Here is a 13552-nt window from a genome sequence, read left to right as displayed (position 1 = left end):
TGCTTGCTTATATGTATCAATTGATTATTGCTTAAATTATTTCCCATATGGACCATCAGTCGACAAGAGGACTGCAGCAATTCAAGAATTTTGTTGGTATCAAATTCCAGCTCTACAACAGTCTTTTTACTTCTCTCCCTTTTCATCGTATCGAGAAAACAGGTATCCTGTTATCCTTATTATTAAATAATTGCGAAGAGGGTTACAAGCATAAGTTAAGTCCTACGCAGATCATCGAGGAGTTTTTTGAAAAGCATACTATTTATCAGAAAGACCAGGACCGGTGTGATCTGCTGTTCCGGTTTATCCAGTACGTTGAAAGGCAGGTGGTATTATTTGATGCGCTGGAGGATGCTTCTTTCCGCGAGGTGCAGGATATGAATGGTATCGGTACGCTTAAGTACCTGGAATCGGAAGTTATCCAGGAAGGTGCGCAGGATAAGCTGGCTGAAAGGCTCCGGAAGTTTTCCATCCGAATGGTGCTTACTGCCCACCCTACTCAATTTTATCCCGGCTCCGTGTTGGGCATTATCAATGATCTATCGAAAGCGCTGGCAGATAATAATACCAGCCAGATCAATATGTACCTGCAACAGCTGGGTAAAACGCCTTTCTTCAAGAAGCAGAAGCCGACGCCTTATGACGAGGCCATCAGCCTTGTATGGTATCTGGAGAATGTATTTTATCCTGCTGCCGGCCGCATTGTGAGTTTCCTGAAGAATCAGTTTCCGCAAGCAGTGCCTGATAATAACCCGATCATTACCATGGGCTTCTGGCCTGGTGGCGACCGTGATGGTAATCCTTTCGTGACTGCCGATACTACTATGAAGGTGGCCGATCTGCTGCGTGGCAGTATTATCAAATGTTATTACCTGGACGTACGCAGGTTGAAGCGCCGCCTCACTTTCAAGGGCATCGATACCATCCTGGCGGAACTGGAAAAGCAACTGTATGATAACATCTTCATTCCAGGCCAACGTACTGCGCTTACGAAGCAGGGCATCCTGGATGAATTGTACAAGATCAGGGAGATTCTCACTTATCAGCATAATGGACTGTTCCAACACCTGGTAGAAAGCCTGATCAATAAGATCCAGGTTTTTGGTTTGCACTTCGCATCGCTGGACGTAAGGCAAGAGAGTACCGTACACAATACTGTACTGGAAGCGATAGCGTCTAAAGAAAAGCTGCTACCCGGTAATTACGCTTCTTTATCAGCTGCTGAAAAGATCAAGCTGCTGACTAATATCAGTGGTTCTGCAAATGCAGAGCTTTATGAGGGTGTGATTAAGGATACGTTGCAGAGTATTACTGCGATCAGGAATATTCAGGAGTATAATGGTCCGGAGGGATCTAATCGTTATATCATCAGTCAGTGTAACAGTGCACTGAACCTGATGGAAGTGTTTGGCTTGTTCTTATTGAGTGGCTGGAGCAAGGATACGCTGGACATCGATATCGTTCCGCTTTTTGAGACTATCGATGACCTGCAAGGTGCGGCTGAAATTATGGAGTCACTGTACAAGAATGATGTTTACAGTCAACATCTGAAGCGCCGTAACAAGCGCCAAACGATCATGCTTGGCTTTTCTGATGGCACGAAGGATGGTGGCTACCTGATGGCCAACTGGAGTATTTATAAGGCGAAAGAGGAGCTGACCAGCGTGTCGAGGAACTATGGTATCGATGTGGTGTTCTTTGATGGCCGTGGTGGTCCCCCCGCCCGTGGCGGTGGTAAAACGCATAAGTTCTATGCGTCTATGGGTAATAATATTTCGAATGAGGAAATCCAGCTAACCATTCAGGGTCAGACTGTAAGTTCCAATTTCGGTACCGTCGATTCGGCTCAGTTCAACATCGAGCAGTTGTTGAATGCCGGCATCTCTAATCATCTTTTCTCTGCGCGTGAGAAGACGTTGCAGCAGGAGGACGAGGTATTGTTGAAGGAACTGGCTGATGAAAGTCTCAAGGCTTATATCCAGCTTAAAAACCATCCAGACTTCCTTAATTATTTATCGCATATTAGTCCGCTGAAGTTTTACAGCGAAACGAATATCGGCAGCCGTCCCGCCAAACGGGGCAGTTCTTCCAAGCTTGCCTTGAAGGACCTGCGCGCCATTCCTTTCGTGGGCGCCTGGAGCCAACTGAAGCAAAACGTGACGGGTTATTATGGCGTAGGCATGGCTTTGCAGACTTTGGACAAGAGCGGCAAGCTACCTGCCATTAAACAGCTTTATAAGAACTCCCAGTTCTTCAAAACGCTCATCGACAACTGTGAGATGGCTATGAAGAAGTGCTTTTTCCCACTGACGGAATACCTGTCTAATGACGCCCGTTACGGGGAGATCTGGAATATGATCTTCCACGAATATGAGCTGACGAAGAAGTATATATTCCAGCTTTCAGGTAAAAGTGAGTTGATGTTTGACTATCCTGTCGAGCAACTGTCTATTCAAACACGGGAAAGGATCGTTTTACCGCTTACTACTATTCAGCAGTATGCTATGACACGCATCCGCCAACTCGAGGAACAGCAGGCTCCTGCCGGTCATAAGGAAATATTCGAAAAGCTCGTCATCCGTTGCTCGTTCGGGATTATCAATGCGGGCCGGAATTCGGCGTAGGAGGAGTTCAGATTCGAGCGTTTGGAGCTAAGATCAGCCTATCAGCAATATTTATATAAATAAAAGAAGGCGCAAAGGATTTCCCTTTGCGCCTTTTTGTATTAAGTAAGTGTCGTTTTTAAAAGTGAGACACCGGTCGCCCGGTGCCTCTCATTCTTAACAAAACAACACTAAACTCCTATGTGACTGAGAATGAGATATTAGAAGTGATATGTAGCTGCCAGGATGAAGCTACCAGTTGACTTAGTAGCTGACAGATCGTGCTTCAGGAACATGTTGTCGCTGGCATTATCAAATCTGAATTCAGGTATGATAGTCAGGTTGTCGATCTTGAAGTTGGCTGATAATGTGGGGGTAAAGATGGTTGTATTGAAACCCAGCACATTTTTATCATCGTTAAGGTACTCTCCACGGAATGTGAGACCAAACCAGCTAACGGGATCGAGGTTTGCATATAATGCAGCTCCGTACCAGCTTTCTGAGTCGCCCCATTTGCCCGTATTGTCTTTAGAGCTTCTGGACTGCCAGGTAGCGTTGAGGCCCAGGCTGAATTTAGAAGAAATACCGAAGGTACCTACTGCATCGAACTGTGTAAGACGGTCATTGTCGGTGTATTTACCGCCCTGGAAGTTCAGGAAGCCTTTAACGGAACCATCTTTGGAACCGGTAGAGAACTGTCCGATGACCATTTTAGGCTCGGCGCTGGCGCTCTTGAAGTCTGTAGGGTTGGTAACACCCACCATGAAAGCAGAAGTTCCGCCGAGGCTGATATCAGCCTTTAAACCCGTGTGGAAGAAGGGTCCGTAGGAGAACATGTAGCTCATGCTGTAGTTCCTGTTCAGGTAGGCATCTACCAGCTCGTATCCTACGTGGGTGCCGAAGCTACCGAGGGTGAACTTGATCTTATCGGAAGGTGCGAAGGTTACGTATAACTGTTTTACAGCCAGTTGGGTGTTTGCGTCATTGTAGGAGAACTCTTCTGCCCTTTTGCCAAATCCCAAATCAGCGACCATACCTACTTTTCCGATGGAATGCTCCACTTTAAGGGAGGCCATACCTAAGGCAAAAGTGTTATGTGTGTTGGTGAAGCTGGTCGCATTATTAAAATTATTAAATAGTGGATCTGTGTCGTCTTTTATCGTTGGATTGGCAAAATTGTAGCGATAATACACATCTGCGGAGCCTGAGATTACGAAATTGGATTTTTTTGTTGAGTCTTGCGAGAAAGCACACGTTGAGCAGGCCACTGCTATGGCCAATACAGAGAATTTTCTTAACATTGTTAAAGATTTTAAGTGTTAAAAGGAAAGGGTACGGCGGAATGAGCTTGTGTCAGAAGCTTGTTTATTAGCTGTACCTTTTTCTTAATGTCCGCTCTCCACTAATTTATCTTCCATTTTACCATTGTCGTGCACGAGTAATGTGCCTTGCAGGTATTTTTCGTTGTGCTGTGTCGCGTCCAGACCCAGTTCTTCTTCCTCAGAAGTTACGCGCAGCGGAAGTATGAAGTTGATGAATTTGAAGATCAGCCAGGATACTGCGAAGCTGTATGCTACTACGATGGCCATTGCTTTCAGTTGTGTCAGGAAGAAAGCAGGGTTACCGTAGAACAAGCCTTGAGGGCCACCTTTGATACCGTGGGCCAGCTCGTTTGCGAATATACCAGTCATCAGCATACCTACCATACCACCAATACCGTGGCAGGGGAATACGTCGAGGGTGTCATCGAGGGTTGATTTTTGCTTGATGCCTACTGCGATGTTAGAGATCAATGCGCCTACTACACCGATGATCACGCTTTGGGGGATTCCCACAAAACCTGCGGCCGGCGTAATGGCAACCAGACCAACTACTGCACCGATACAGAAGCCAAGTACAGAGGGCTTTTTACCTTTCAATACATCGAAGAACATCCAGGCCAGACCTGCAGCTGCAGCGGCTGTGTTGGTAGTACCCAGTGCGTTCACTGCGAGGGGTGTAGATCCAACGGCAGAACCTGCGTTGAAACCGAACCAACCGAACCAGAGTAAACCAGTGCCAATCAATACGTATGGTACGTTTGCTGGTGGAATTTCCCTGGCTTCCTGGTGTACTTTACGGCGTTTCAGCACCAGTGCGCCTGCGAGGGCTGCGCAACCAGCAGTGATGTGTACAACTGTACCACCGGCAAAATCCCATGCGCCCATTTTGGCGAGGAATCCTTCCGGATGCCAGGACCAGTGTGCAACGGGTGCATACACGAGTAAGCTGAAGAGCACGATGAACAATATATAAGATGTGAAGCGAATACGTTCTGCTACTGCACCTACCACGAGGCCAGGGGTGATGATAGCGAACATAAGCTGGAACAAGGCAAACAATGATAGAGGAATGGTGGCTGCTGCGGGCCAGGCCGGACCAGATTTGACCCCTTTAAAGAACAGATAGGTGGAGGGGTTTCCGATGATCCCGTTAATGGATTCACCGAAGCTAAGGCTGAAACCAACTGCGATCCACAATACGCCTACCACACCAGCGGCTACCACGCTCTTGATCATGGTAGAGATCACGTTCTTGCGGTGTACCATGCCACCATAAAAGAACGCGAGACCGGGTGTCATCAGGAATACTAAAGCTGCTGCTGTAATAACCCAGGCAATGTCTGCTGCACTGTATTGGGTATCTTTTTCGCCGGGAACATAATCGGCTTCAGGAGTGACGAACATGGCTGCGAGGGCCACGACGAGAAGGACAAGAAACGGAGCGACCGTCTTAAGGCTCAATTTCATACCAGTTGATTTTAGTTGTTAAATTAAGAATGAGTACTATGTGTTATTCTGAATCTAAATTAGCATTTTTTTGCCTGTTTTTGATCAACCGATATATATGCAATTATTTATAATGTTACTATTTTAATAAGTTTTTAGTCATTGAAACAATTATCCCACCTCATTTATAGAGAATATCAAATACCGAAATAGAAAAAGGAGTCGTTTTTCGAAGTATTCTAAAAAAATATTTTTTCCACTTGGTAAAATAATTGGCTAAATCATATAAACGCTGATTTAGCTGGTGGTTATCTATAGAAAAATCACGGTATAAATAGTACTGTGCGGGTTTGTGCGGCCTAACGTGTACATATAACACAAAAGCCACCCACCTTTCGGTGAATGGCTTGTTTCAGCACTCTATTGTGTTGTTTTGCTAAACTGCCATGATGATGTTCTGGTCTTTGCTTTCGAGGAGGGATACGCCGCCGCTGAGGAACTCGTCTACTTTACGGGCGCATTCACGTCCTTCGCTGATGGCCCAAACTACCAGACTTTGTCCGCGGCGTACGTCACCGGCTGCAAAGATCTTCTGGATGTTGGTTTGGTAGGCTTTTTCGGTTGCGCGCACATTTCCTCGCTCGTCCAGTTCCACCCCCAGCTCGGAGATGAGACCAGCATGTTGTGGGTGAACGAAGCCCATCGCCAGCAATGCCAGTTCGCAAGGGAGCTCGCGTTCGCTACCTTCAACTTCTACAAATTTGGCGGGACGGCCATCTTCTGTGATCTTCCATTCGAGGTCGACTACTTTCAAGGCTTTCAGGTTGCCTTTTTCATCGCCTACAAATGATTTGGTAGCTATGGCCCAGTGACGTTGTGCTCCTTCTTCGTGGGAAGAGGATACTTTCAATGTCATGGGATAGGTTGGCCAGGGCATGAAGGTTGTCCTTCCTTCCGGTGGCTTGGGCAACAGTTCAAACTGTGTTACTGACAGTGCGCCGTGGCGGTTGGATGTTCCCACGCAGTCACTGCCCGTATCACCACCACCAATTACTACTACATTCTTACCTGTTGCGAAAATATCTTCTGTGAATATGTTGCTTTCGATCTCAGGGTTGGCCAAGGGATCTTTTCCTGCTACGCGCTTGTTTTGTTGTTTCAGGAAGGTCATGGCATAATGAACGCCTTTCAATTCTCTGCCTGGCACCGGCAGGTCTCTTGGTACTGTTGAACCGCCGGACAGTACAATTGCATTGTATTCGCGCAGGAGGTCATTGATCTTGACATTCACGCCTACGTTGGCATTGTATTTAAAGGTAATGCCTTCTTCTTCCATCAATGCGATGCGGCGATCGATCACCCATTTTTCGAGTTTGAAATCGGGGATACCGTAACGGAGCAAACCGCCCGCTGCGTCATCACGTTCAAACACTGTTACTGTGTGACCGGCGTAGTTAAGTTGTGCTGCTGCAGCCAGGCCCGCGGGTCCTGATCCGACTACCGCTACTTTTTTACCACTGCGCACATTCGGCTTGCGGGGTTTTACAAATCCTTTATCGAATGCTATTTCTATGATGTGTTTCTCGATCTCTTCGATGGCAACCGGTGGTTGGTTGATGCCCAACACGCAGGCGCTTTCGCAAGGAGCCGGACAAATGCGGCCAGTGAACTCGGGAAAGTTATTGGTTGATGTAAGTATGTCGTATGCCTCTTCCCAGCTCTTACGGTATATCGCGTCGTTGAACTCGGGGATCACATTTCCTAAAGGGCATCCGCTGTGGCAGAATGGTACTCCACAGTTCATGCAGCGGGCGCTCTGCTGGTTCAGCTTCTCTTCACTGAATCGCTCTACAAACTCGTTGTAGTTCTTCACCCTATCCTGCACCGGCAATTTACCGGGCAGCTCTCTCGTAAACTCTAAAAAACCTGATGGCTTGCCCATTGTGTTTTATAGTTTATTGTTGTTAGTCTTAGTTGTTAACGTTTATTGATCACTGTTTTTACTTCTTCACCTGTACCGGTACTTTCTTTGCCTGGAGTACTTTTTTGTAATCAGCCGGGAAGACTTTCACAAAGTTCTTCAGCTGGTTTTCGAAATCGTCCAGTACAAATTTGGCTACTGTACTGCCTGTGTAGGCGTAGTGGTGTGTGATCATATCGTGCAGGACTTTGGCATCGTCTGCATCTACGGGATCGAGGTCTACCATTTCTTTGTTGCAACGATCAGCGAATTGTGCTTTTACGTCATATACGTAAGCGATACCGCCGCTCATACCTGCTGCAAAGTTGCGACCTGTTTCTCCGAGAATAACAACTGTACCTCCGGTCATGTATTCACATCCGTGATCGCCTGTTCCTTCTGTTACCACGCGTGCACCGGAGTTACGTACGCAGAAGCGCTCTCCAGCTTTACCGCGGATGTATGCTTCACCGGATGTGGCGCCGTAGAAGGCAGTGTTACCAATGATGATATTATCTTCCGGCACGTAGGAGGCTTGCTTGGGCGGATATACGATCAGTTTGGCGCCGCTCAATCCTTTTCCGAAGTAGTCGTTGGCATCACCTTCGAGTTCCAGCGTTACTCCTTTGGTGTTGAAGGCTCCAAAGCTTTGACCCGCTGTTCCTGTGAGGTTGAAGTGGATCGTGTCATCCGGTAAACCGGCTGCTTTGTATTTTTTGGTGATCTCGTTGGAGAGAATTGTTCCCAGTGTTCTATCGGTATTCTTCATTGCAAATGAAGCTGCCACGCGCTCTTGTTTTTCGATGGCTGGTTTAGCTGCTTCGAGCAACTGCCAGTCGAGCACAGACTCTAAACCGTGGTCTTGCTCTTCCTGTTTGTACAGACCAGTGTAGAGACCTGCTGGTTCTTTATATAATACAGGAGAAAGATCGAGCTTGCTGTATTTCCAGTGTTTAATGTCGTCGCGCATTTCGAGGGTATCTACCTGACCGATCATTTCGTTTACGGTGCGGTAGCCCAATTCTGCCATGATCTCGCGAAGTTCCTGGGTAATGTACTTGAAGAAGTTTACCACGTGGTCTGCATTTCCTGAGAAGCGGCTGCGCAATTCAGGATCTTGTGTTGCAACGCCTACGGGACAAGTATTCAGGTGACATTTGCGCATCATGATGCATCCTTCTACCACCAGTGCAGCAGTGGCTACACCCCACTCTTCTGCTCCGAGCAATGCAGCGATGGCAATATCTTTACCTGTCTTCATCTGACCATCTGCCTGTAACACGATGCGGCTACGCAGTTTATTTTTTACCAGTGTCTGGTGTGCTTCTGCGAGGCCCAGTTCCCAAGGTAATCCTGCGTGCTTGATAGAGCTGATGGGTGATGCACCCGTTCCGCCGTCGAACCCCGAAATGAGCACTACGTCGGCTTTGGCCTTGGCCACACCGGCTGCAATGGTACCTACACCGGCTTTCGATACAAGTTTTACGTTGATGCGGGCTGCGCGGTTAGCATTTTTAAGGTCGAAGATCAATTGTGCCAGATCTTCGATTGAATATATATCGTGGTGCGGGGGTGGTGATATCAATCCCACGCCTGGTGTAGAGTGTCTTGTTTTACCAATCCAGTCGTCTACTTTATGGCCGGGGAGCTGTCCACCTTCTCCGGGTTTTGCACCCTGTGCCATTTTGATCTGGAGCTCGTCTGCTTCTGTGAGGTAATGGCTGGTGACTCCAAAGCGTGCTGATGCTACTTGTTTGATAGCGCTGCGCATGGAATCTCCGTTCTCCATCAGCTCATATCTTCTTTCATCTTCTCCGCCTTCACCTGTATTGCTTTTGCCACCGAGGCGGTTCATCGCAATAGCAAGTGTAGTGTGTGCTTCCCAGGAGATCGATCCGAAGGACATGGCTCCTGTAGCAAAACGTTTATAAATATTCTCTGCTGGTTCAACTTCATCAATAGAGATAGCCGTTCTGTTGCGTTTGAAGCGGAACAGGCTACGGAGTGTAGCTGCTTTTTCTCCCTGCTCGTCTACCAGCTTCGTGTACTTCTTGAATGTATTGTAATCGCCCATCCGTGTTGAGTATTGCAACAGGTGGATGGTTTGTGGATTGAACAGATGGAACTCGCCTTTACGCTTCCATTGGTAAACACCGCCTACTGATAGGCGATTTACCGGAACGTCTTTGCGTGCAAAGGCAAAGGTGTGTTTGGCCAATGTTTCTTTGGCGATCTCATCCAGGCCCATTCCTTCGATGCGGGATGTGGCACCGGTGAAGTATTTATCTACTACTGATCTGTTCAGACCAATGATCTCCAATATCTGAGCGCCCTGGTATGATTGGAGTGTAGAGATACCCATTTTAGAGAATACTTTCAGCAGGCCGTCGTTTACAGCTTTGATGTAGTTTTTCTTCAGATAATCTACTTCCAATGTTGTTTCCAGTTTGCCGGTCAACTTCATATCGCGGATAGAGGACAGTGCGAGGTATGGGTTGATGGCTGTGGCGCCGAAGGCCAACAGGCAAGCGAAGTGGTGTACTTCCCAAACATCGCCCGCTTCTACTACGATGCCTACCTGACCGCGCAGTCCTTTGCGGATAAGGTGGTGGTGTACGGCAGCTGTGGCCAGGAGTGAAGGGATCGGTGCGTGGTCAGAGTCGATGGCTCTATCCTGCAGGATCAATACTTCGAATCCATCTTGTGCTGCGTCTACCGCATAGCGGCAGATGCGGTCCAGTGCGGCTTTCATGGAACCTGGTTTGCCATCGGCCCTGAAGTAGCACTGCAGGGTTTTGGCCTGGAAGATGCCCGTGTCGATACTGCGGATGCTTTCCAACTCATGGTTGGTCAATACCGGATGTTTCAATGCCACCGTGTGGCAGCTGAGGGGATCTTCTTCGAGCAGGTTTCCATTGTTACCCACGAAAGTAGCGAGCGACATCACCATGCGTTCGCGGATGGGGTCGATCGGTGGGTTGGTTACTTGTGCAAACAGTTGTTTGAAATAACTGCTGAGGTGCTGTGGCTGATCGCTCAGTACAGCGAGTGGCGTGTCGGTGCCCATCGAACCGATAGGCTCCTTACCGTCCAGCGCCATTGGGGCAATAATCGTATCGAGGTCTTCTGTTGAATAGCCGAATGCTTTTTGGTATTTGAATACCTGGTCATGCTCGAGGTGGGTAAACAATACTCTTGGCTCAGGTAGTTCGTTCAACCTGATCTTGTATTTGTTCAACCACTCTGCATATGGTTTTTGTGAGCAGATGGTGCGTTTCAATTCACCATCGCTGATGATGCGTCCCTGCTCCATATCCACCACAAACATTTTACCTGGCTGCAGGCGTCCTTTTTCTTTGATGAGTGTGGGGTGAATGGGCAATACGCCTGTTTCGGAAGCCATAATCACGCGGTCATCCGTTGTAACGCAATAACGGGAAGGACGTAAGCCGTTCCTATCGAGCGTAGCGCCGATGATCTTACCATCAGTGAAGGAGATAGATGCCGGACCATCCCAGGGCTCCATGAGGGATGCGTGGAATTCGTAGAATGATTTCTTCACGGGGTCCATATCATCATTGCCATCCCATGCTTCGGGGATGAGCATCATCATTACATGTGGCAATGAACGGCCCGTGAGGGAAAGTAGTTCTATTACGTTGTCAAGGCAGGCGGAGTCTGACTGTCCTTCTGTAACGATAGGCAGCAGCATTTCCATTTCTTCCTTGGTGAAGTAGGGTGATGCAAAGCCAGGCTCACTGGTCTTTAACCAGTTGAGGTTGCCCTGGAGTGTATTGATTTCTCCGTTGTGTGCGATGAAGCGGAAGGGCTGTGCCAGCTTCCAGGAAGGGAATGTATTGGTAGCAAAACGAGAGTGAACAAGGCCAAAGGCGCTCACTACGCGCTTGTTGCTGAGGTCGGGGAAATAGGGACGCACCTGCATGCTGGTGAGCTGTCCTTTATATACGACCGTTTTATATGACATGGATGCGATGTAGAATCCGATCGCGTCCTTCTTTACTGTATTATTTATGGTGTGGCTGGCATAGTTGCGCAACAAGAATAGCTTACGCTCAAAATCTTCGGGATTGGTGATATGATCGGGGCAAGCGATGAACACTTGTTCCATCTCCGGCTCCACGCTTAATGCGGTAGCTCCAATGCCATCGGGATTTACCGGCACTTTACGGTAGGCGAGTATTTCGAGGCCCAGCTTTTCGGCTGTGCGGTTGAATATATCGCGGCATTCTTCACGTAAACGTATTTCGCGGGGGAAGAAGATAACTCCTACACCATAGCGCCCAAATGGCGGCAAGGGCACGCCCAACTTAATGCACTCATCGAAGAAGAATTCGTGTGGCGTCTGGATCATGATACCGGCTCCATCACCTGTATTGCTTTCGCAACCGCAGGCTCCACGGTGTTCCATGTTTTCCAGGACAGTAAGTGCGTCGGAAATGTGTTGATGTGATTTGTGGCCTTTGATATTCGCTACGAATCCTATACCACATGCATCGCGTTCAAATGAGGGATGATAAAGCCCCTGATTACCCTGATTGCTTGCCATGAAAAGAAGCTTTGTTTTGAAAATTTTCAATAAAACCCACGATTCTCATAGGAATTTTCAATATGGCAGCAAGCAACGCTTTAAAAATACAATAAAAAGGGGGAAAAACCGTAGATATATACAGTTATTTTCCACACTAACACGCGTGAGTTCATTAATAAAATGTTACCTAAATCTTAAATATTTGTGTTTTGGGGTGGAAAGGGGGTCAAAAATTAGATATACTGGTTCATAATATGACTTTTCATAGTAACATAAACCAATAACGCTACTAAAATCCAATGTTTATGAAACATATCAATTATTCTATATTTTACTATTTCCGGTTGGTTTTCCTCAATTTTTAATCGGCCTCTTATCGTTTCGCCGGTTTTTGCCTGTCTTTTTTAGTTTCCCGACACAAAAAAGCCCCGACCTTGCAGGGTTGGGGACATTTGAGTTGGGAAAATATGTTGGGCTAAAGCCCGAAATGGGTGTCATTTATTCAACCCCGGCCCTGAAGGACCGGGCAATTCCGTTTGCTTCGATATGCCTTTTACTCTGCTACCTTTACTTCGCTATTCCTTTACTTCGCAAGCAGATTTCTCACTGCGCCGCTACATCTCACATTTTATAGTCCCGGATGGCTCCGTTCGAAATGACAGGGAATGGGGCTATTATTTATTATAGACATGGGAGAACTGGACGGCGGGGCCGTCGTTATCGGCTATTACAACGATTATAAGGCCGTTATTCCAGGGTTTGTTGCCTACTTCCTGGGTGAAGGGTATAAAGGCTGTATTGTTGTTAATAAACTTGTCGGATGTGTAGCAGTTATTTTCGCAAAGCCAGATCTGCTCGGCCACCTTCGCATTAGCTCCTCCCTCCAGCCTGTTGCTGGCGTATCTTTCTATATAGTATCTGTCCCACTTTGTATCCTTGACTTCGATATCAAAATGCGGGTTGGTAGCATCGAGGGCCACGGCTACGCTGACTCCTTGCCCTGCATGCCGGAAAAAGGCGTAAGGTTTCCAAATGTCGGTAATGGTACCTGTAGGTGCGGCGAGGGTAATGTTTTGTTTGGCTCCGCCGGTGGGTATCGTAAATCCCTGTGCATGGTCGTAGCGGCGACCGGCTGACTCATTGAAGCGGGCGAAGATGTACAGCTCGGCGGTCCAGTTGCCGGCGGTCAGGTCTTCGATGGAAAAGCTTAGAGCGTTTGCCTTCTTTTCAAAGCGTTTGAAGATCTGGTTGGCTGAACCGGCTTTCTTCAGTACTACGAATCCAGAGTCGACCAGGTTGAAGACGACGGATGGAGTGCTAAAGTTTATCTGAAATGTTTTTTCGGTAGGTGGCGGCGCCGGGTTGTCTTTATCTTTTTTGCAGGCGATGAAGAGGACCGTGGCCGTGCAGATCATCAAAAGGCGTGTTGCTATCTTACTTGTCAATACTGATGTGCTCCTGATCGCATTGTTTGATGCGGAGCCTGTGTTTCTTGCTTTCATGGCTATATTTTATTGTGGCTATCTGACAGCGAAGTAAGGCGGATCGTTGTTAAAGGAATGTCACAACGGGCCTAATTCACATCAATATGTGATGTGATCGGCCTTGCAGCATGCATGTATCCGGATTCCATTTTTTGATCTGGCATAATCCCGCAGCTTGTTCTTTCTCA

6 protein-coding genes are annotated in these 13552 nt (G+C 47.5%); 1 reads left to right on the top strand and 5 read right to left on the bottom strand.

Annotation, left to right across the window (positions count from 1 at the left end):
- The first annotated feature begins 47 nt into the window (after positions 1-47).
- Positions 48-2624, top strand: coding sequence for a phosphoenolpyruvate carboxylase (locus AC5JBY_RS10440; RefSeq protein ID WP_495904522.1), 2577 nt, complete (start codon positions 48-50; stop codon positions 2622-2624).
- A 200-nt stretch (positions 2625-2824) separates the two neighbouring features.
- Here the strand turns inward: AC5JBY_RS10440 and AC5JBY_RS10435 are convergent, their stop codons facing one another.
- From AC5JBY_RS10435 to AC5JBY_RS10415, 5 genes are all read right to left on the bottom strand, one after another.
- Positions 2825-3904, bottom strand: coding sequence for an outer membrane beta-barrel protein (locus AC5JBY_RS10435; protein WP_495904521.1), 1080 nt, complete (start codon positions 3902-3904; stop codon positions 2825-2827).
- Positions 3905-3988: 84 nt separating this feature from the next.
- Positions 3989-5392 carry an ammonium transporter gene (locus AC5JBY_RS10430; protein ID WP_495904520.1) on the bottom strand — a complete coding sequence of 468 codons (1404 nt, stop codon included), beginning with the start codon at positions 5390-5392 and terminating at the stop codon, positions 3989-3991.
- A gap of 415 nt (positions 5393-5807) precedes the next feature.
- On the bottom strand, positions 5808-7313 hold the full coding sequence (locus AC5JBY_RS10425; RefSeq protein WP_495904519.1) for a glutamate synthase subunit beta: 1506 nt from the start codon (positions 7311-7313) through the stop codon (positions 5808-5810).
- 58 nt (positions 7314-7371) lie between these two features.
- Complete coding sequence (gltB, locus tag AC5JBY_RS10420; RefSeq protein ID WP_495904518.1) at positions 7372-11898, bottom strand: glutamate synthase large subunit; 4527 nt, start codon at positions 11896-11898, stop codon at positions 7372-7374.
- Positions 11899-12554: 656 nt separating this feature from the next.
- Positions 12555-13382: a hypothetical protein gene (locus AC5JBY_RS10415; protein ID WP_495904517.1), complete on the bottom strand. Its 828-nt coding sequence runs from the start codon at positions 13380-13382 to the stop codon at positions 12555-12557.
- Positions 13383-13552 lie beyond the last annotated feature (170 nt).

The sequence above is a fragment of the Paraflavitalea sp. genome (assembly GCF_059502485.1).
This window is presented reverse-complemented; position numbering and strand designations above follow the sequence as displayed.

Excerpts from the sequence above, each read along its gene's own strand:
- AC5JBY_RS10440 (WP_495904522.1), top strand. The coding sequence starts at position 48 with ATGGACCATCAGTCGACAAGAGGACTGCAGCAATTCAAGAATTTTGTT.
- AC5JBY_RS10435 (WP_495904521.1), bottom strand. The coding sequence starts at position 3,904 with ATGTTAAGAAAATTCTCTGTATTGGCCATAGCAGTGGCCTGCTCAACG.
- AC5JBY_RS10430 (WP_495904520.1), bottom strand. The coding sequence starts at position 5,392 with ATGAAATTGAGCCTTAAGACGGTCGCTCCGTTTCTTGTCCTTCTCGTC.
- AC5JBY_RS10425 (WP_495904519.1), bottom strand. The coding sequence starts at position 7,313 with ATGGGCAAGCCATCAGGTTTTTTAGAGTTTACGAGAGAGCTGCCCGGT.
- gltB (WP_495904518.1), bottom strand. The coding sequence starts at position 11,898 with ATGGCAAGCAATCAGGGTAATCAGGGGCTTTATCATCCCTCATTTGAA.
- AC5JBY_RS10415 (WP_495904517.1), bottom strand. The coding sequence starts at position 13,382 with ATGAAAGCAAGAAACACAGGCTCCGCATCAAACAATGCGATCAGGAGC.